The organism is Marinomonas sp. AWM4_232 (genome assembly GCF_056158325.1).
On the sequence record NZ_JBSWTA010000001.1, the window covers coordinates 3420277 to 3440875 of the forward strand.

The window sequence follows — 20599 nt, forward strand, 5'->3', positions numbered from 1 at the left end:
GAAAGGGAAGCTTATGCTCAAAAAAACGCTGATTAGTTTGGCTATTTCCAGCGCACTTTATACCTCCAGTGGCTTTGCCTTGGAGTTAGGTGAACTTACTTCCCAATCTAACGCTGACGAACCATTCGTTGGAAGTATTCAACTACAGGATGTTGATGGTTTAGCGCCAAATGATATTTCTATTCGTTTGGGTAGTGAAAGTGAATTTCGCCAAGCTGGTGTACCCCTTGTTAGGGCATTATCTCAGCTGAATTTTGAAGTGCTCTCTGAAAATGGCCAGCTTTTGGTCTCGGTTAAATCCAATGAACCGCTTGAAATCGATCAGTTAAACTTTGTGTTAGCTGCGGGGTGGTCGAATGGTCAAGTTGTAAGAGAGTATAGCGTCCCTTTAAATCGTTCTTCATTGGTTGAAAAAGCACAGCCTGAAGTTGTCCAATCTGTTACCCCATCTCAGCCTGTAACCACTAATCAAGTATTCCGCAACGAAACGCAGCAAGCTAATTCAATGAACGATAAAGGTAAGCTTGACGTTCAAAAAGGTAATACCCTTTGGTCCATCGCTGGAGCCAATCGCCCGACCAATCAATTGACCATTTATCAAACGATGATGGCCATTCAGGCTCTAAATGAAGATGCTTTTTATGCAAATAATATCAACTTACTGCGTGAGGGGGCTGTACTTAGGCTGCCGACTAAAGAGCAAATAGAGCTATTTAATAAAACGACTTCGGCGCAAGAGTTTGAACGGCAACATGCCGCTTGGATGGCTCTTAAGCAAGTAGGTCAGCTCGATAGTGTGATCAAAAATGAGCAGCTCAATACCCAAGCAAAAAGTAATCAGGCATCGGCTCCAAGTGGCTCTGATGGTGACAAGTTAAGATTAGCTTCTGGTCAAAATGTATTACCTGAAAATAACGCTAGCTCGAATGAAGCTGATGCTAAGCGTATCAGTGAATTAGAGACTGAGCTTTCTGCTACCAATGAACTATTAGATAAAGAAGTTCGTGAAAAAGCAGAGCTTAATGATAAGTTAAGCGAGTTAAATGAACAGCTGGAAACACTTGAGCGCCTCATTACCCTTAAAGATCAGCAGATGGCCGAGCTTCAGCGCCAATTTACAAGTGCGCAGCAGGCAATGCAGGAACAGAAAAATACGGTAGATCAATTGCTGGAGGCTGATCAGCTACGCCGTGAACAAGAAGCAATTGAAGAGGCTTCTTGGTCCAATAAGATTTTTGGTAACCCAATTATTTTATCTATTACCGGGGTGGTTTTGCTGCTACTCGGTTTGCTGATTGGTATGCTTATCAAGCGTTCAGGCAGAAATAAGGCCGATAAAGAAGACTCTTCCAAAGAGGCTAGTGAGTTTGATCTTTCTCCTGCAGCCGCTGCTGCACCTGTGGCTGCTGTTGCCGCAGCTGAAGTGATGGCTGAACCAGAGCCTGAAAATGATCCGTTTGCAGAGACTGAAGAGCAGATAGAAGAAGAGGATCCATTTGCTTTTGATTTTGAAGTAGACGCTCCAGAAGAAGAAAGCTTTGAAGGGTTTGATGAAAATGTCGCATCAGCAGATTTAGAACCGTCTTTGCCTGAAGAAGATGCCTTTGATGAGTTTGAAGTGCCTGAGTTGGACGACGTGGCGACTGATTCAGCTTTTGATGATGCACTTGGCGCAGAAATGGACGAATTGGCTGATGAGGATTCCAGTGATTATCCATTCTCTGAATTCGAAGTAGAAGAGACGAATCTTGAAGATTTTGATGCGGCAGTTGAAGAACAGGTGGCTGAGCAAGATCCTGCAAGCTTGGCAGAAGATGATATCTTTAACACAGAAGAAGGCTTTGATTTAGAAGATACCTTGTCTGGGTTGGATTCAGAAGAGGCGCCGGCTAGTAATGACTTTGAGGTTCAAGAGGAGCCTGAAGATTTCTCTGAGGAGGAAAACTTCGTAAACAATCTTCTCACTGAGGATGAGCAGGAAGATGTGGATGAGTCATCTGTGTTTGATGCGGAGCCTGATTCGGCACTGGCAGATAGCATAGAAGAAGTGCTTGCCGAGGCTCAGGAAGAAGATGAATTTGGTGGTCTTGAAGTTCCTGAATTTGGTGCTGATGAAGCCGCTGCTGATATGGAAAACAGTTCTGATGACGACGATGACGAAGAGCCAATTGATTTCTTTGATGCCAGTGGCGATGAGGTGGCAACGAAATTAGATTTGGCCCGCGCCTACATGGATATGGGTGATGAAGAGGGCGCTCGTGTTATACTTGAAGATGTTATTAATGCTGGCAATGAAAGCCAGGTAGCTGAAGCAAGTAGTATGATGGAGCGCATGTTCCCAAGTGAGTAATCAAAAAGTGGCCCTAGTCGTGGAATACGACGGGGCAGCCTACAAAGGGTGGCAAGCTCAAAAGTTTGATGTTGCCACCGTTCAAGAATGTTTAGAAAACGCCCTTTCAAAAATTGCTAATCATCCTGTCAATGTGATTTGCGCTGGACGCACAGATGCGGGTGTACATGCAAGTGCACAAGTTGTTCACTTTGAAACGCACGTCCAGCGGCCATTAAGAGCTTGGACACTCGGTGTAAACACCCATTTACCTCCTGATATTTCAGTCAAAGCGGCTGCGAATGTTGCCGAGGATTTCCATGCTAGATTTAGTGCGGTCAGTCGCCGCTATCGCTATGTGATATATCAGTCTGAATTTCGACCAGCAGTTATGGGCAAGGGTGTTACTTGGACTTATAAAGAGTTAAATGCCACGGCAATGAAGGCTGCTTGTGAGTATTTTATTGGTACTCATGATTTTACTTCGTTTCGTGCCGTAGGGTGTCAGGCGCATAGCCCAGTTCGAACTATTTTGAATTTTTCGGTTGATCGATTCGGACAGTACATTGTTCTAGATGTTCGCGCGAATGCTTTTTTGCATCATATGATCCGTAATTTTGCTGGGGTTCTGATGACAATCGGTGCTGGGGAGCAGCCAGTCGAATGGGCGAAGCAAGTGCTTGAGGCAAAAGACCGTGCTCAAGGAGGTGTTACGGCACCCCCTTATGGCTTGTATTTTGTTGATGCAGAGTTTCCTGAGCATTTTGGTGTGCCAAAGCCTGCATTAGGCCCTCACTTTTTACCATTTAAAGAGGAGCCACCCTATGTCTTGCCGCGTTAAGATTTGTGGGATTACAAATTTGTCAGACGCTTTGCATGCATCGGAGTGTGGTGCGGATGCCTTAGGTTTTGTTTTTTATCAAAAGAGCCCTCGTTATATTTCCCCAGAAGACGCGAACAAAATTGTCACCAAGTTACCGCCTTTTATCACACCGGTTGCGCTGTTTGTTGACGCTGATGAGGTTTTGGTTGAGTCAGTTTTAGCTGGCAGTGCTCGTTGGACACTGCAATTTCATGGTAATGAATCACCTGAACAATGCCAGCGTTGGCTACGCCCGTATTTCAAAGCGATTTGTATGAAGCCTGGGTTAGATATACTTGAAGAGGCTTCTCGTTATACTGATGCCAGTGCGGTGTTGTTGGATGCCTACAAGGCTGGTGTTCCTGGTGGTACGGGAGAAACATTTGATTGGCATTTGATCCCTGACGAGTTGCCAAAGCCCTTAATTTTGGCCGGTGGTTTAACCGCTGCAAATGTTGAACAAGCAGTGGATGTAGTGACACCTTATGCAGTGGATGTTAGTGGCGGTGTAGAACAGCAAAAGGGTATTAAAGACCCTTTAAAAGTGATGCAATTTATTACTGGAGCTAAGCGTGGATAAATCAAAAGTTTCCTTAAATTTGCCAGATGAACATGGTCGTTTTGGTCAATTTGGTGGTGTGTTTGTCTCTGAAACCCTAATGTCGGCGTTAGAGGATCTAGCAGAAGTTTATGAAACTCTGTCAAAAGACCCTGAGTTTCAGGCTGCCTTTGACAAAGACCTAGCTCATTATGTTGGTCGTCCATCACCGTTGTATTTTGCAGAACGCCTAACAGAAAAAGTGGGTGGCGCTAAGATCTACTTGAAGCGAGAAGACCTAAATCATACGGGTGCGCACAAGATCAACAACACCATAGGTCAGGCTTTACTTGCCAAGCATATGGGCAAGCCGAACATTATTGCCGAAACAGGCGCTGGCCAGCACGGCGTTGCATCGGCGACCGTTGCGGCTCGCTTAGGATTGAAGTGTAAAGTGTTCATGGGCTCTGAAGATATTCGTCGCCAAGCACTTAATGTTTATCGCATGAAGCTTTTAGGTGCTGAGGTTATTCCTGTTGAGTCAGGTACGAAAACTCTGAAAGATGCATTGAATGAAGCCATGCGTTACTGGGTCAGTAATGTTGATGATACGTTCTATATCATTGGTACAGCAGCAGGCCCGCACCCATACCCGAAATTAGTGCGTGACTTCCAAGCGGTTATTGGTCGAGAAACCAAAGCTCAATGTGTAGAGCAAGAAGGGCGTTTGCCTGATGCTGTTGTCGCCTGTGTTGGTGGTGGCTCTAATGCGATCGGTATGTTCTATCCGTTTATCGAAGATGAAAATGTCGCAATGTACGGCGTTGAGGCAGGTGGTGATGGCGTTGAAACTGGGCGTCACGCAGCACCATTAAGTGCTGGGCGACCAGGTGTTTTACACGGAAATCGTACTTATGTTATGGCGGATGATGATGGTCAGATTCTTGGCACCCATTCAATTTCAGCGGGTCTTGACTACCCAGGTGTTGGACCTGAACACTCTTGGCTGAAAGATGTTGGGCGCGCTAACTATGTGGCAATTAATGATGATGAAGCGATGCATGGCTTTCGTGAACTGACGCGCTTAGAGGGTATTATGCCTGCTTTGGAATCCAGTCATGCAATAGCTTACGGCATGAAGCTCGCAGCAACGATGGATAAAGATAAAATCGTTGTAATTAATGTATCTGGGCGTGGTGATAAAGACATCCACACTGTTGCCGAAATCGATGGTTTGGAGATGTAATCATGAGTCGTATCGAACAATGTTTTCAGCAATTAAAGGCTGATGGCAAAAAAGCATTAATTCCTTATATTACCGCTGGGGATCCAACTCCTGCGTATACCGTTGAGTTGATGCATGCCCTAGTTGAATCAGGTGCGGATATTTTAGAGATCGGTATGCCATTCTCTGATCCAATGGCTGACGGTCCAGTGATTCAGTTGGCGTGTGAGCGCGCTCTTGCGGCGGGAACGAACATTCGCAAAGTATTGGAAATCATTGCTGAGTTTCGCGAAATAAACCAGCAAACACCTGTTGTTTTAATGGGGTATTTGAATCCAATAGAGTTCTTTGGTTATCAAGCCTTTTCTGATGCAGCAAAAGAAGCCGGTATTGATGGCATTTTATTAGTAGATTTGACTCCAGAAGAGGCGAGAGATGTTGTAGAATGCTTCCGCAGTAACAGCATTGATTTGATTTATCTTTTATCGCCCACAACAACGCCAGCTCGCGCTAAAAAGATTTGTGATTTGGCATCTGGGTATGTTTATTACGTTTCGGTAAAAGGAGTGACAGGTTCAGCAACGTTAGATGTTGATAAGGTTGCGTCACATGTTCAATCGTTACGAGAAATTACAAGCCTGCCGATAGGTGTTGGATTTGGTATTCGTGATGCGCGCACAGCACGTGCAGTGAGCCAATGTTCAGACGGAGTTATTGTCGGTAGTGTTTTAGTTAATGCCATCGCCCAAGCGAAGGAAAGTACACAGGATCAAGTTGCTGATGCGTTGCGGGCTATCATGTTGCCGATGCGTTCGGAAATGGACAAGTAAGCGAAAGCGATCAGTAAGTTATTAATTTGGAGAGTTAAATGAGCAGTTGGTTAGATAAATTTGTTCCTTCGATTATGCGCAATGAATCGAAGCGAACACAACAAGGTGGTGTGCCTGAGGGACTTTGGAAAAAGTGCCCAAAATGCGACAACGTTTTGTATCGTCCAGAGCTTGAAAAGAACCTAGACGTTTGTCCTAAGTGTGAACACCATATGCGTGTCAATGCGCGTCGCCGCTTGGATATTTTCCTTGACAAAGAAGGGCGCTCAGAAATCGCGGCTCATCTCGAGCCGGAAGATAAACTGAAGTTTAAAGATTCCAAGAAATACAAAGATCGTCTGCTTTCGGCACAAAAAGCAACTGGTGAAAAAGACGCTTTAGTTGCTATGGAAGGTACTTTGAATGGCATGCCTGTTGTAGCGGTGGCATTTGAGTTCAACTTCCTAGGTGGCTCAATGGGCTCAATTGTAGGTGAAAAGTTCATACAAGCCGTTAATGTTTGTCTTGAAAAACGTATTCCTTTGATCTGCTTTTCAGCATCAGGTGGCGCACGTATGCAAGAGGCTTTGATTTCTTTGATGCAGATGGCGAAAACCAGTGCAGGCCTGGAGCGCATGAAGCAACAAGGGATTCCTTATATTTCAGCTATGACAGATCCTGTATTTGGTGGTGTATCGGCATCACTTGCTATGCTGGGTGACCTAAATGTAGCTGAGCCAAACGCGTTGATTGGTTTTGCAGGCCCACGTGTTATTGAACAAACTGTACGTGAAAAGCTTCCTGAAGGTTTCCAGCGTTCTGAGTTCTTACTGGATAAAGGCGCGCTAGACATGATTATTACACGTCATGAAATGCGTGATCGCTTGTACAACATTTTATCGATCTTGACGAACAAAGCAGCCTAATTAATGACCGCTAAGTCTTTATCTGAATGGCTCTCATACATTGAGAGCCAGCACCCAGCTGAGATCGAGCTCGGACTGGAACGTGGTTTAAAGGTTTTAAATGCCTTGAACCTTGGTCGACCTAAAGCAAAAGTTATCACTGTTGCTGGGACAAACGGCAAGGGGTCAACTTGTACTATGTTGACCCAATACTTGGTGAATGCTGGCTTTAATGTTGGTACCTATACATCCCCTCATTTTCTCCGCTTCAATGAACGTGTCCAGATTGATGCTCAGGAATGTTCAGATGCTGTACTCTGTGAAGCATTTGAGGTTATTGAGACAACACGTGGTGACACACCTCTAACATACTTTGAGTTTTCAACCTTGGCTGCGCTTTGGGTGTTTAATCACCTTGAGCTAGATTACTGGGTATTAGAAGTAGGTTTGGGGGGGCGATTAGATTCCGTCAATATGATTGATACGGATCTTGCTGTGATTACTTCTATCGCACTTGATCATGTGGACTGGCTGGGTGACTCGATTGATGGTATTGGTTATGAGAAAGCCGGTATTGCCAGAAAAACTAAACCTTTAGTTTCTGGTGTGGTCAATCCGCCTGCGACGATCGCCAAAGTTGCCGAAGAAGTTGGTGCTCAACTTATTCAAAAACATGAAGACTTCTCATTCAGTGTCGATGGCAAAAAGTGGTCCTGGAAAGGTTTAGGCAAAGAGTTTGCTGAATTGCCACTTCCAAAGCTCCCTTTGGAAAACGCCGCAACGGTGATTGCCACATTGCTTCAGCTGGATCTAGAAATAAGCCATAAAGACCTTGTTGTGTTATTTGAGTCTGCCACGCTCTTGGGTCGCTTTCAATTGGTTGAAGAAGCCCCTTGTGTGTATATCGATGTTGCCCATAATCCAGAGGCGGCAAGTCAACTCAAAACACAAATTGCTCAACTTGAGCAGCCTGCAATTGCTGTTTGCGGCATGCTGAAAGATAAAGATATAGCCAGTGTTATGGATACGTTAAATGATTCCTTCGCGGCGTGGCACTTTATCGATCTACCTGGGCCAAGGGGTGCTAAAGGCGAAGAGTTGTCTCGGTACGTGGAAGGTAGCAATCCACTTTGTCATCAGTCTATGTCTGAAGCGTTAAGCCAAGCTAAACAGATGGCAAAGACAAAGGATTCTGTCGTTGTTGTATTTGGCTCTTTCTTAACTGTGTCAGAATACCTGTCAACTCATGTTGTTAAGTAGGTAACTGAATGTTGGATACGAAATCTAAATATCGGTTGATAGGTGCCGGACTTATATTAGCATCATCGGCGATAGTTTTTCCTCTTGTTTTAGATGGGGAGCGTCCGGAATCATTAGATATTCAGATTAGTGTTCCAGAGCGCCCTGAGTTCCCTGAGGTGGCGATTGCGCCAGTTCAACCGGTTTCTGAAATGGAGATCCCAGACGAACCCGTTGACGTAAATAGCATCGAACTTTTGCCTTCTGATCCTGAAACACAACCCGTTAAACCTGTTGCTAAAGAGCCAGTAAAGGTTGTGGTGGAACCTGAAGTGAAGTCTGTGGAACCTGTCTTAAAAGTAACGAAGGACCCGGTTCCGATCGGTGAGCGCTGGACTCTTCAGGTTGCTACGTTTGGCAAGCAAGATAACGCCACTCGAACGTTGAAGAAGTTAAAGGATGCAGGTTATCCAGCTTATGTGATGACAACGAACTCTTTGTTTAAAGTGTTTGTTGGCCCAGAGCTTAAGCGAGAAGAGTCAGAAAAAATGAAACAGAAAGTTCAGAAAGAATTCAAGTTAAGCGGGATTGTCGTTAAATACTCGCCGAATTCGTAATTGTTTCATCTTGTTGCTTGGAATACCGTAATCTTTTGGTAAACTGCGCAGCATAATTTAGAGGTACGCATGGATCAGATTCAATCAATTTCAACGCTCGACTGGATGATTATTGCAGTGGTGGTGTTATCGACATTATTGAGTCTAAAGCGCGGCTTTGTGAAGGAAGTGATGTCATTAGTAACATGGGTCGTTGCTTTTATTGTTGCCGTTAAGTTCACAAGTCCACTTCAAACATTGTTAGTCGATCAAGTGCAGAACGATCAAATACGCTATGTTGTGGCATTTGTCGCATTATTTATAGCTACTCTAGTGCTTGGTGCACTGGTTAATTTTGTTCTGGGTTCCCTGGTTCAGGCAACTGGTCTAAGTAGCACAGATCGCATTATAGGTATGCTGTTTGGTTTTGTGCGAGGTGGTTTGATTGTTGTGGCTTTCATTTCGTTGCTAAGCCTAAGCCCTGCAATAGAAAAATCTGATATGTGGAAATCTTCACAGTTAGTACCACAATTGGTCGTATTAAAAGATTGGGTGCGTGAGATGTTAGGCAAAGGGGGTGAAGTCTATGATAGCTCCCTTATCGAGCGTACTTTAACAAGTTAATCGCATTTACATGCGAAGTTTTAAATAAACGACGAAGTCGTTCCCCCAAATCACGAGGTATATATACATGTGTGGTATCGTTGGTGTCGTAGCCACGTCGATGGTTAACCAAACCATTTTTGACGCTCTCACGCTTCTTCAGCATCGCGGTCAGGACGCTGCTGGTATGGTTACAAGCCATAACGGATTATTATGCTTGCGCAAAGATAATGGTCCAGTGAGTGAAGTGTTTCGTACACGACACATGAAAAAACTGCACGGCAATATCGGTATTGGACACGCTCGTTACCCGACTGCGGGTACGTCTAGTTCAGCTGAAGCTCAGCCGTTTTATGTGAACTCTCCTTACGGTATTTCGTTGGCCCACAACGGCAACCTTACTAATACGGCTAAGCTAAAGCAGGAAGTGTTTGAGTCGGATCTTCGTCACATTAACACTACGTCTGACTCTGAAGTATTAGTTAACGTCTTGGCTCATGAACTTCATGAAGAAGGTAAATTAGTACCAACTCCTGACGATATTTTTAACGCCTTAGAGCGCGTTTATAAGCGTATCGAAGGTGGTTATGCGGTGGTTGCCTTGATTACTGGCTACGGTATTTTAGCGTTCCGTGACCCAGATGGTATTCGTCCACTTATCTATGGCTCTAAAGAAACTGAGAACGGTACGGAATACATGGTGGCTTCAGAGAGCGTTGCTCTGGATGCAGCTGGCTTCAAGATCGAGCGTGATATTCGTCCAGGCGAAGCGATGTTCTTTGATGTGAAGCACAATGTTCATCAACGTCAATGTACAGAAGCGAAAGCACCTCGCCCTTGTCTGTTTGAATATGTTTACTTTGCTCGTCCGGATACAGTTATTGATAGCATTTCTGTATACAAGGCACGTATCAATCAGGGTGACCGTCTTGCTGCTAAGATTAAGCGTGAGTGGGTTGATCATGACATTGATGTGGTCATTCCAATCCCTGATACAAGCCGTACTGCAGCACTTCAGATTGCTCAAGAGCTAAATATTCCTTTCCGTGAAGGCTTAGTTAAAAACCGCTATATCGGCAGAACTTTCATCATGCCTGGTCAAACGGTACGTAAAAAGTCTGTTCGTCAGAAATTGAATCCAGTGCCTTTCGAATTTAAAGATAAGAATGTGTTATTGGTTGATGACTCAATTGTTCGTGGTACCACGAGTAAAGAAATTATTGAGATGGCTCGTGAAGCGGGTGCTAAAAAAGTATACCTAGCATCTGCTGCGCCTGAAGTTCGATACCCGAACGTTTACGGTATTGATATGCCTGCTGCGACTGAGCTAATTGCTCATGAGCGTACAGTAGACGAAATCTGTGAATTGATCGGTGCGGATCGTTTAATCTTCCAAGACTTGGAAGACTTGATTGAAGCGTGTATTGATGAAAAACATTCTGATGTTCGTGAATTCGATACATCTGTTTTCGATGGTAAATACATTACCGGCAATATTGATCAAGATTACTTGAGCGGTCTTGCTAATGCGCGTAGTGATTCAAATAAAGCTTCGGTAGAAGAGGCTGCAAACAACGATTTAATGCACCCAATGTAATAGCATTGGCTTAGCGATTGTTTGTTTTTGCTCATGCTAAGCCAGGTTTTCACCTGGCTTAGTTGTTTTTAAAGTGTCAACTTGGAGTGACCTATGTCTGAATATAAAGATGCAACACTTGCTGTAAGAGCAGGTATTCGTCAAACCCAAGAGCAAGAGAACAGTGAAGCGATCTTTATGACATCAAGCTTCGCTTACTCTAGCGCAGCAGAAGCAGCGGGTAAGTTTTGTGGTGATCTTGATGGAAATGTCTACTCACGTTTCACGAACCCGACTGTAGAGATGTTTGAGAAGCGATTAGCGGCTCTTGAGAAAGGGGAGGCTGCAATTGCTACGTCTTCAGGTATGGGGGCTTTAATGACACTGGGCTACTCGCTACTTAAAGCGGGTGACAAGGTTGTTTGTTCACGTAATATTTTTGGTTCAACGGTTAAATTTTTCAATGCTTACATGGCCAAGTACAACGTAGAGATTGCTTACGTTGACGCAACCGATTATGAGGCATGGCAACGTGAAATTAATGACAATACACGTCTTTGTTACTTTGAGACGCCATCAAACCCTTTGTACGAAGTCGTGGATGTCGCTAAAGTGGCTGAGCTTGCACACGCTAAAGGTGCATTATTGTGTGTTGATACGGTGTTAGCGACGCCTGCTTTGCAGAATCCTCTAACGCAGGGGGCTGACATTGTGATGCAATCAGCCACTAAATTTATAGACGGACAAGGTCGCTGCTTGGGTGGTGCTCTGATTTCTTCTAAAGAGATTGTGGATCAGTTTGTCGCTTTTATGCGTAGTGCTGGTCCTGCGATGAGCCCGTTTAATGCATGGGTGCTTTTGAATGGTCTTGAGACATTAAGTCTTCGAATGAAAGCGCATTCTTCGAATGCATTGGCGTTAGCTGAGTTTCTTGAAAATCACCCTAAAGTTACCAAGGTAAACTACGGTGGTTTACCATCCCATAAGTATCATGAGCTTGCAAAAGCGCAGCAGAAAGACTTTGGTGGCGTAATGTCATTCGAGCTTGATGGCGGTCGTGAGGCCGCTTGGACGTTTATTGATAACGTTAAACTCATGTCGATCACTGGCAATTTAGGTGACACGAAAACACTCGTAACACATCCAGCAACGACCACGCATGGTCGCTTAACCGATGAAGAAAAACTGGCTGCAGGCATCAAGGAAGGATTAGTACGTCTCTCTGTCGGTATTGAAGACATTGACGATATTATTTCTGATGTAGAACAAGCATTGGCAAAAGTATAGATTGCTAATTCTAATAGGAAAAAGGGAGTTGGCTACATGTACCAACTCCCTTTTACTTTTAATGCACTAACGTCTGTCAAAAAACGTTAATCGAAATCATTGCTATTGCTTTTATCGTCTAGATCTAACAATTGTTTTTCTTTTTCTGCCAGCCGCTCACCAGCAGCTTTACGTAACGCATCTTTTTGCGTGTCGAGTACGAGCTGATCGATAAAGCTTCTAACGGCATCTTCTAGAGCAGTAAATTGCCAACCAGAACGCGCATCTTGCTTATACACTAATCTAGCTCTTACCTTGCCAATGATTACATCGTCTTGGTCGAGAACAAACGCGACTTGTTCACCTTCTAAAGTTGGCAGTGATTTATCACTTTTTAGGGCAACACCCTCCATACTGATATCAAGGCAATTGAGTTTAAAAGAGCCTTGATCAAAAGAAAGCTTATGGCCGTTAGGAGTAACCCTGACGGCATTTCTGCGCTCACTGGAGTGGTATGTCATATTTTTATCACTCGCCATACTGACTCCTTGTGAGCGTGTTGAGCGCACCTATTGATTATTGGTTTTTGTTTATTGGCTTGTCTTTGTCACGTTGAAGAACAAACTCTACTCGTCGATTCACAGCACGATGCTCTTCTGTATCATTTCTCATTAAAGGAATACTGTCAGCATAGCCTGTTGCAGTCATACGTTCGGGAGGGATTCCATTTTCTAAAAAGTAACGCAGAGTAGTGGTAGCCCGAATCGCTGAAAGCTCCCAGTTACTTGGAAATCTCACCGTGTTAATTGGAATGTTGTCTGTATGACCTTTAATGTTGATATTGTAATCAGGGTAACGGTTAAAAATCCCCAGTAAAGTTTCATAAATCGGCTCGGCGCTGTATAAAATCTCTGCTTCACCAGACTCAAACAGCGAGTGGCCATCGATTCGAATGGTGATCTTCTCCCCGTCCTCAAAAACCATTACTTGGCTTTCAAGATTGTTGGCGACAAACTTACTTACCACATCATTGGCAATTTCATTGACCTCTTCACGAACTTCTTCGTCAATGGGGTCTTTCGCATAGACCAGCTCTTTGTTCGTTGCCATTTGTGGTTCGGCAGGTTTGATTGTCTCTGTACCTCCACCGGAATAGCGTAAGGGCTCTTGCCTGATTAGTGCGCCATTACTATTAAGTGCTATTTGGATTGATGAAAGTGCTGCTACCAGTGTTGTTTCGGTCATTCTTGATAAACTATAAAGAAGAATGAAAAACACTAAAAGCAATGACATTAGGTCAGCAAATGTAAATATCCACCCCGCAGTTTCATCATCATCGAATAATGGATCGCTCATAGTTTACTCTCCGCCAATTCCTGCAGGTTTACGCTGATGAGCTGGAATGTAAGAGGATAATCGCTCATAAACTGCTAGGTAGTTGTTGCTTCCTAGTAGACTTACTGTGCCGTCACGAATAATCTCGAGTGTTTGAATTTCTAGAATGGTTCTGGCTTTTAGCTTACCAGCTATAGGGTTAAAAATCACAGTTGCCAGTAATGAACCATAGAATGTGGTTAAAAGCGCCACAGCCATGGACGGTCCAATGGTTTCTGGGTCATCAAGTTGAGAAAGCATTTGTATTAGACCTATTAGAGTCCCCAACATACCAAATGCTGGCGCGTAGGTGCCCATTTTCTTGAACACATCTTGCACCACAAAATGACGCATCTTTAATGAATCTATATCTGCTTGAAGAGTGTTACGGATGTATTCTTCATCGGAGGCATCGGATGCCATCCCTAAAGCTCGTTTAAGGAATGGAGAGTCTGCTTCAACGCGGCTTAAGGCGACCAGACCTTCACGTCGAGCGATCTTAGTAAGCTGTAGCATGGTTGCAATCATAGCTTGCGGGTCTTGTTTGTCTTGAGCAAAGACTATAAACATCGCCCGCAGAGCGGCCATAGTATCTTTAAACTGAAAAGTCAGTAGGGTGGCGGCAATGGTGCCACCGATCACAATCATGATGCCAGGTATGTTGATAAAAATACTAAAGTCGCTACTGCCTAGAAAAATAGCGGAAACAATTAGTGCAATACCTGAAATTATTCCAATAAAAGATGCAAAATCCATTGAGCTAACTACCTAATTTTTGCAATAAAATGTCTTTTCATTATGTCGATGCACGAGCATCACCACAAGTGAATTGTAAGTTTTTTGTATGACATTCAGTCGTAATTCTTACAAATTCTGTTCTCGCTTCCTGTTTCTATGTCCTAGTACCAAAAGACAAGGGGTAAGGATTAAAGTCAAAGGTGTTGCAAATGCCAAGCCACCCGCTATTGCTGTTGAGAGCTGAGTCCACCATTGGGAAGAGGGGGCTCCTAGGCTCAATTCACGATGAATAAAATCAATATTGAGCTGAAAAACCATAGGTAGTAGCCCTAAGATAGTAGTGATGGTGGTTAGCATTACGGGCCTCAGACGTTGTACGCCGGTACGAACGGCGGCTTCTTTAGCCGTCATGCCTTTTGCTTTAAGGGTGTTAAAGGTATCAATTAAAACAATGTTGTTGTTAACAACAACCCCCGCTAGAGCAATAACACCAACGCCGCTCATCACAATGCCAAAAGGTTCGCCCTTTAATAGTAGGCCAATGAACACACCCATGGTTGAGAACACAACCGCGCTGAGAATAAGCAAGCACTGAAAGAAGTTATTAAACTGGGTGACCAAAATAATGGCCATGATGAAAAAGGCAACGCCAAATGCTTTGATTAAAAAGCTGGCTGCTTTTTGCTGATCTTCCGTATTACCACGAAACTCATAATGAAGATCAGTAGGCAATCCCGCTTGTTCTAGTTCACTGCGTATTTCCTGTATGACTTGGTCAACGACTAAACCATCCTGAACATCAGCGGATATTTTTACTGAGCGTTTACCTTCCACGCGGTGGATGTACCCCTGTTTTGGGGCAGCGTAGCGCTGAACAAAATTACTAACGGGAACAATCCCTTGGTTAGTGGGGATATGAAGTTCATCAAGCTGGTCCAACGTTCTTTGGTTTACTGGATATCTCAGAACGATATCGATCTTGTCTTCTGCCCCTTCCGGTAAAAAGTCCCCGAGAGTGATCCCCGTCGTGACAAGCTTAATAACATTACCTAATGTGTTGACGTTTACGCCGTATTTGCTGGCTTCAGCGCGGTCAATTTCAATACGCCATTCAATACCAGGCAAAGAGCGATCGTCGTTCACAGACACAATCTCAGGTCGTTGTTGTAAAGACTCCACAATGCGATCAGCCGCCAAATTTAACGACTCGTTGTAACTAGATGTGAGCTGCAGCTCTATGTCAGAACCAGATTGTGGACCTCCTTGTTGCACAACGGTGCTGACTTTTATGCCAGGTATTTGCTGAGCTTCCTCGCGAACTTTAGAAAGAATGGCATCGGCGGAGGGTCGTAAATACCAATCAATAAACTCCATAGTTATGGTGCCGATCGAATCAGCGGCTCCATTATCTGGTGGTGAGTTGTAGGTCGTGGTGGTGACACTTTCAAGCTCAGGGTGTTGTAATATGATGTCCTCAACACGTTTAACAAAAGCATCCTTTTCACTAAGTGAATAATCGCCGCGCGCTCTGACTTCTAAGTTTGCAACTTCTGGCTCAACGTTGGGAAAGAATTCAACCCCTTTACCAAACGATGCGTAAACAGCGATTACGGAGAACAGTAGAATTATGGCGAATGACAAGACCCACTTCGGATAATTCACTAGCTTAGCTAGAATGCGACCATAGCGACCAGTCAGTCCTGATAGTTCCGTTAAATCGCCATCTTCAGTTAATTGTAGTGTCCTTAAAGCACTGGGAGAGTAGGCTCCGCGTTTGCCAATGATAGCGCCCAATGTTGGAAGTAGAATTAATGCCATTAAAAGTGATGCAGATAATGTCGCAATAACGGTGATAGGCATATAACGCATAAACTCGCCTACGATATCAGGCCAAAATAGTAATGGCATGAATACCGCTAGAGTGGTTGCAGTAGAGGCGAGAATCGGCCAGGCCATACGTCTTGCGGCTTCGGCAAAAGCGCGTTGTTTGGAGGCGCCTTCAGCAAGTTTTCTATCCGCGTATTCAGTAACGACGATGGCGCCGTCAACCAACATGCCGACACTCAAGATTAGGGCGAATAGTACCACCATATTGATGGTGTAACCTTGTAGGTTAAGAAACAGTATGCCAGTTAAAAAGGCGCCTGGGATGGCCAGTCCAACTAGGATGGATGAGCGGACGCCAAGTGCCCAAACAATCACGATCATCACTAACAATGTGGCTGCTAGAACATTGTTGAATAAATCGTTTAGCGAGGTTTCGATTTCCTCGGACTGGTCCTGAGTTAAGCTATATTCGAGTTCTTCAGGCCAGTTTTGTTGGCTCTCACTTACAACTTCCTTAACCTTAGATAGCGTGTCGATAATATTGGCACCGACACGTTTAGACACCGCTAAAGTAATACTTGGTTGGCCGTTCGCTCGAGCATAGCTGTTTGGGTCTTCAAACGTCATTTCCCCAGTCGCAATGTCTTTAAGTAGCACGACTTGATCGCCCGCGACTTTTACAGGCAAGTCCATGATGTCCTGTTTTGTTTTGAGTAACCCAGGAACTTTTACCGGAAAGCGTCCCGCATCACTGTCGAGGTTACCTGCTGCAACCAGTCGATTATTGCTTGATACTAGACTTGCAACATCGCTTAAATTGATGCCATAGCTGTCTAATTTTTGTTGATCAACAATGATTTCAGCACGTTGGTCTCGATCTCCACTGATGTCAGCTTCCAATACGCCTTCAATGGCTTCAAGATCATCTCGCAGGCGGTTGGCGATGCTACTTAACGTTGTAAAAGCTACATTGCCATACAAGTTGATTCGGATAACAGGGAAAGTTGATAAATTAATCTCAGTGACCGTTGGCTCATCGGCATCATCCGGCAGTTCGCTTTTAGCTCGGTCTACTTTGTCTTTGGTGTCGATGATGGCTTGGTCAATATCAATGCCAGACTGAAATTCGAGGATAATGGAGGCATGACCTTCTGACGCAGTTGAGCGTATTTCTTTAAGTCCTTCAACACCGCGAAGCTCTTGTTCTAATGGGTGAACTAATAAACTGTCTGAGTCTTCCGGCGAAATCCCTTCAAGTGACACTGACACATAGGCCATCGGAATGCTGATGTCTGGTGAGCTTTCTTTTGGTATTTCAATGTAAGAGACAGTTCCAGAAACAAGTAGTAATGCAAACAGCATCAACACAGTTCGTGACCGAGTTAATGCCGCATCGATAACCGTCCTCATAATGATGTCCCTTCAGTTAGCTGAGCAGGTTCAATCGTAACTTCTACTTGGTCACCAGTTTTCACAAAACCCTGACCGGAAGTGATAATGGTGCTTTTTGTGGAGAGGCCTGATACCCATGCAAATTCACGGTCAGTTTTGACAACTTGGACAGGTGAATCGGTGACGATATCTCCATCTAAGGTCTTAACAGACATCTGACCATCATTGTTAACGTTGAGTAATGCTGGCGATACTGGGTGTGCTTCAATCTGGCCTAGAATAAGGTTGATCTCAGCACTCAAACCCGCGGAAAGTTTGGCGTCGGAGTTATCAATGCTAACTTCAAAAGGAATGGCGCGGGTTGCATTGTCCGCTGTCATGCTGATGTAGCTAACTTTGCCTTGTTTTGTTTCTTGACCATTGATTGTGAGCTCGACATCAGAATTGATAGATAAATTGTTTAAGTATTTTTGTGGTAATTGAGCCGCTACTTTTAGAGGGTTAAGGTCAATCAGGGTGGCAACCACTGCGCCGTCATTTAGCCATTGTCCTGGCTTGATGCTGAAGTCATTAATCACGCCTGTAAACGGCGCTCGAACCCTACTATTTTCAAGATCAATTTTTAAAGTAGTAAGGTTTGCCTTTGCACTGGCCAGCGCCGCTTCTGCTGACGCAACACTCACTTCAGAAGTCAGCTTTTGACCTGTAAGTTTGCGAATACCTTCTAGCTCTAATGCTCTTTGTTTTACCAATGCTTGTGCATGAACGATATTCGCTTCTAAGGCGCGTCTATCTACTTCGATCAGGACATGTTCTGCATTGACTCGATCGCCCTTGCTAACATTAACGCTTGCCACATAACCAGGACGTTGATTGGTAATACTCAGAGTATTGTTTGCGCTGGTGTAGCCGCTCAGTTTAATCGTTTGGGGGATTGGCTCAGAGGTAGAATGTACAGCTGTGACTTTGAATAAGGACGCTGGCTTGTTAGTACTAGAAGCGGAAGGCTTGGTTTCGTTAGATGACGTGTCTTGTGCTTGTGCTTGTGCTTGCGTGATGCCATTTTCACCACTTAATAACCAAATTGCGGCAAGCCCAGCCATACTGATCGCTAGCGTCGGCCCAAGTTTGTTTCGAAAATCCATGTGTTACTCCATGCATCCAAGTAAGCGTTATTTTTGTGCAAATTATACGCATTAGGCTTGTGAAGCGTACCATCAAATATGAGAAATATTGATATCTGGATGATTTATAGGACGTCATTACAGACAAAAGGGTCTGTTTGTTAAGGAAAATATATTAAAAATCAACGCAAAAAGACGCCTGTAGTTAATCTTTACCTAAGAACAGTGGTAACATTGCCGCACTAAATTGACCCTGTTTTTACGGAATACTATGAGTTTATTAACACTCGACCAAGTGAGCGTAGCGTTTGGCCATCATCCGTTGCTAAGTAAAGTCAGCTTCTCTGCAGAAGCCGGAGAACGAGTAGCGATCATCGGCCGAAATGGCGCGGGTAAGTCTACTTTTCTAAAAATCATTGCTGGTGAAATAATTCCTGATGAAGGCGTGATTCGAGTAGAAGGCGGTATGCGTGTTGCTCAGTTGCCGCAAGAATTGCCAGCGGCGAATAATAAAACAGTTCGTGAAGTTGTCAGTGAGGGCGGTGGCGATATCCACCAGCTTATGCAGCGATACAATGAGCTGCTTGCCGACTTTGACGATGCGCATCATGATGAATTAGCTCGTATCCAAAACGAATTGGATAAACGCCAAGGCTGGGACCTTGACCAGCGTGTTAACCATATGATCCAACGCTTGGCGTTACCTGCTGACAAACTTATGTCAGAGCTGTCTGGTGGTTGGCGCCGTCGCGTTATCTTGGCTCAAGCTTTGTTGTCTAATCCAGATGTATTACTGCTGGACGAGCCAACCAACCATTTGGACGTTCCAACCATTGAGTGGATGGAAAGTCAGTTGAAACAGTTCCGTGGCTTGATCCTGTTCATTACCCACGACCGTCGTTTCTTGGAAAACTTAGCCAACCGTATTATCGAGCTTGATCGTGGCAACATGCTGTCGTTTTCGGGCTCGTTGTCTGCTTTCCTAGATTACAAAGAAAAGCTTTTGGAAGAAGAAGAGCGTGCCAATGCATTATTTGATAAGAAATTAGCCGAAGAAGAAGCTTGGATTCGACAAGGTATCAAAGCTCGCCGTACCCGTAACGAAGGCCGTGTTCGAGCTTTAAAGGCATTACGCGAAGAACGTAAAGAACGCGTGAACCGTCAAGGTACCGCGAAAATGACGCTGGATAGCAAAGAGAAGTCCGGTAAGTTGGTGGCTGAGTTTACTCAAGTTGCCCATTCATTCGGTGACAAAGTGATTCTTAAGCCAATGGATCTCGTGGTAGGTCGTGGCGATCGCATCGGTCTGATCGGCCCGAATGGTTGCGGTAAGAGTACCTTCTTAAAGATCCTTCTTGGTCAGCTCGCGCCTAACCAAGGTACAGTTCGACAAGGTACCAAGCTTGAAATTGCGTATTTTGACCAACTACGTGATCAGCTAGACCCTGAAAAAACGGTAGCGGATAACGTGGGCGAAGGTAAAGACACCATTGAAATCAATGGTCAGAACCGTCACATCATTGGTTACTTACAAGATTTCTTGTTCCCGCCAGAGCGAGCTCGCACACCAGTAAAAGCTTTATCAGGTGGTGAGCGAAACCGCGTACTACTGGCGAAGCTTTTCACAAAGTCAGCCAACCTATTGGTATTGGACGAACCGACCAACGACCTAGACGTAGAAACACTGGAGCTTCTAGAAGAGCTACTGATGAACTACGACGGGACTTTGCTTCTAGTCAGTCACGACCGTGCATTCCTAGATAACGTAGTCACCAGTACGATTGCATTTGAAGGTGAAGGCAACGTTCAAGAGTATGTGGGTGGTTACGAGGATTGGATTCGTCAAGGTGGTAAATTCCCTGATGAATCGACCGCTGAAGTAGAAAAACCGCAAAAGGCAGAGAAAAAGGCTGAAAAGAAAGCCGAAGTACCTAAAAAAGCCGCGGAGCCTGCCAAAGCTAAGAGCAAACTAAGCTACAAACTTCAGCGTGAGTTTGATGCGATGCCTGATCTATTAGCCGACTTAGAACAGCAGTTAGAAGAGCTGAATGAAGTGACTTCAGCGGCTGATTTCTACACTGGTGACCAAGAAAAGGTTCAAGCTACTCTGGCGAAGCTTAGCGAAACAGAACAAGCGCTCGAAGACGCGATGGAACGTTGGGTCGAGCTTGAAGAAATGCAGAACGGATAAATACT

The 20599-nt window shown here is 44.5% G+C and carries 17 protein-coding genes; 12 read left to right on the forward strand and 5 right to left on the reverse strand.

Annotated features, from left to right (window positions below):
* Nucleotides 1–13: 13 nt before the first annotated feature.
* The 11 genes from ACXAC1_RS16290 (at nt 14) to ACXAC1_RS16340 (ending at nt 11969) form a co-directional block, all read left to right on the forward strand.
* Nucleotides 14–2350 carry a motility hub landmark protein FimV gene (locus tag ACXAC1_RS16290; protein ID WP_475062806.1) on the forward strand — a complete coding sequence of 779 codons (2337 nt, stop codon included), beginning with the start codon at nt 14–16 and terminating at the stop codon, nt 2348–2350.
* A complete protein-coding gene (gene truA / locus ACXAC1_RS16295) occupies nt 2343–3170 on the forward strand; it encodes a tRNA pseudouridine(38-40) synthase TruA (protein ID WP_475062808.1) in 828 nt (275 codons plus the stop codon). The genes ACXAC1_RS16290 and truA overlap by 8 nt, the downstream gene beginning before the upstream one ends.
* Complete coding sequence (locus ACXAC1_RS16300; protein WP_475062810.1) at nt 3154–3771, forward strand: phosphoribosylanthranilate isomerase; 618 nt, start codon at nt 3154–3156, stop codon at nt 3769–3771. Before truA ends, ACXAC1_RS16300 begins: the two co-directional genes overlap by 17 nt.
* Complete coding sequence (gene trpB / locus ACXAC1_RS16305; protein WP_475062811.1) at nt 3764–4975, forward strand: tryptophan synthase subunit beta; 1212 nt, start codon at nt 3764–3766, stop codon at nt 4973–4975. Before ACXAC1_RS16300 ends, trpB begins: the two co-directional genes overlap by 8 nt.
* Before the next feature lie 2 nt (nt 4976–4977).
* Complete coding sequence (gene trpA / locus ACXAC1_RS16310) at nt 4978–5784, forward strand: tryptophan synthase subunit alpha (protein WP_475062812.1); 807 nt, start codon at nt 4978–4980, stop codon at nt 5782–5784.
* Nucleotides 5785–5822: 38 nt separating this feature from the next.
* On the forward strand, nt 5823–6689 hold the full coding sequence (gene accD, locus ACXAC1_RS16315; protein ID WP_475062813.1) for an acetyl-CoA carboxylase, carboxyltransferase subunit beta: 867 nt from the start codon (nt 5823–5825) through the stop codon (nt 6687–6689).
* Nucleotides 6690–6692: 3 nt separating this feature from the next.
* Nucleotides 6693–7928, forward strand: coding sequence for a bifunctional tetrahydrofolate synthase/dihydrofolate synthase (folC, locus tag ACXAC1_RS16320; RefSeq protein WP_475062814.1), 1236 nt, complete (start codon nt 6693–6695; stop codon nt 7926–7928).
* Between the two features lie 8 nt (nt 7929–7936).
* Nucleotides 7937–8524 carry an SPOR domain-containing protein gene (locus tag ACXAC1_RS16325; RefSeq protein ID WP_475062816.1) on the forward strand — a complete coding sequence of 196 codons (588 nt, stop codon included), beginning with the start codon at nt 7937–7939 and terminating at the stop codon, nt 8522–8524.
* 69 nt (nt 8525–8593) lie between these two features.
* On the forward strand, nt 8594–9127 hold the full coding sequence (locus ACXAC1_RS16330) for a CvpA family protein (RefSeq protein ID WP_475062818.1): 534 nt from the start codon (nt 8594–8596) through the stop codon (nt 9125–9127).
* Nucleotides 9128–9194: 67 nt separating this feature from the next.
* On the forward strand, nt 9195–10703 hold the full coding sequence (gene purF, locus ACXAC1_RS16335) for an amidophosphoribosyltransferase (protein WP_475062820.1): 1509 nt from the start codon (nt 9195–9197) through the stop codon (nt 10701–10703).
* Nucleotides 10704–10796: 93 nt separating this feature from the next.
* Entirely contained in the window at nt 10797–11969 is a 1173-nt protein-coding gene (locus tag ACXAC1_RS16340) for an O-succinylhomoserine sulfhydrylase (protein ID WP_475062821.1), read from the forward strand.
* Nucleotides 11970–12055: 86 nt separating this feature from the next.
* Here ACXAC1_RS16340 and ACXAC1_RS16345 read toward each other — a convergent pair whose 3' ends face one another.
* The 5 genes from ACXAC1_RS16345 to ACXAC1_RS16365 all read right to left on the reverse strand — a co-directional run bounded on the left by ACXAC1_RS16345 (nt 12056) and on the right by ACXAC1_RS16365 (nt 18424).
* Nucleotides 12056–12487: a PilZ domain-containing protein gene (locus ACXAC1_RS16345; protein ID WP_475062822.1), complete on the reverse strand. Its 432-nt coding sequence runs from the start codon at nt 12485–12487 to the stop codon at nt 12056–12058.
* 37 nt (nt 12488–12524) lie between these two features.
* Entirely contained in the window at nt 12525–13304 is a 780-nt protein-coding gene (locus ACXAC1_RS16350) for an OmpA/MotB family protein (RefSeq protein WP_475062824.1), read from the reverse strand.
* A gap of 3 nt (nt 13305–13307) precedes the next feature.
* Complete coding sequence (locus ACXAC1_RS16355) at nt 13308–14078, reverse strand: motility protein A (RefSeq protein ID WP_475062825.1); 771 nt, start codon at nt 14076–14078, stop codon at nt 13308–13310.
* A 108-nt stretch (nt 14079–14186) separates the two neighbouring features.
* On the reverse strand, nt 14187–17297 hold the full coding sequence (locus ACXAC1_RS16360; RefSeq protein WP_475062826.1) for an efflux RND transporter permease subunit: 3111 nt from the start codon (nt 17295–17297) through the stop codon (nt 14187–14189).
* Entirely contained in the window at nt 17294–18424 is a 1131-nt protein-coding gene (locus tag ACXAC1_RS16365; protein WP_475062828.1) for an efflux RND transporter periplasmic adaptor subunit, read from the reverse strand. Before ACXAC1_RS16365 ends, ACXAC1_RS16360 begins: the two co-directional genes overlap by 4 nt.
* Nucleotides 18425–18674: 250 nt before the next feature.
* On the opposite strand from ACXAC1_RS16365, the gene ACXAC1_RS16370 reads away from it, so the two are divergent.
* The gene (locus ACXAC1_RS16370) at nt 18675–20594 is read left to right on the forward strand and encodes an ATP-binding cassette domain-containing protein (protein ID WP_475062829.1); all 1920 of its coding nucleotides are present in this window, start codon (nt 18675–18677) and stop codon (nt 20592–20594) included.
* Nucleotides 20595–20599: the final 5 nt, after the last annotated feature.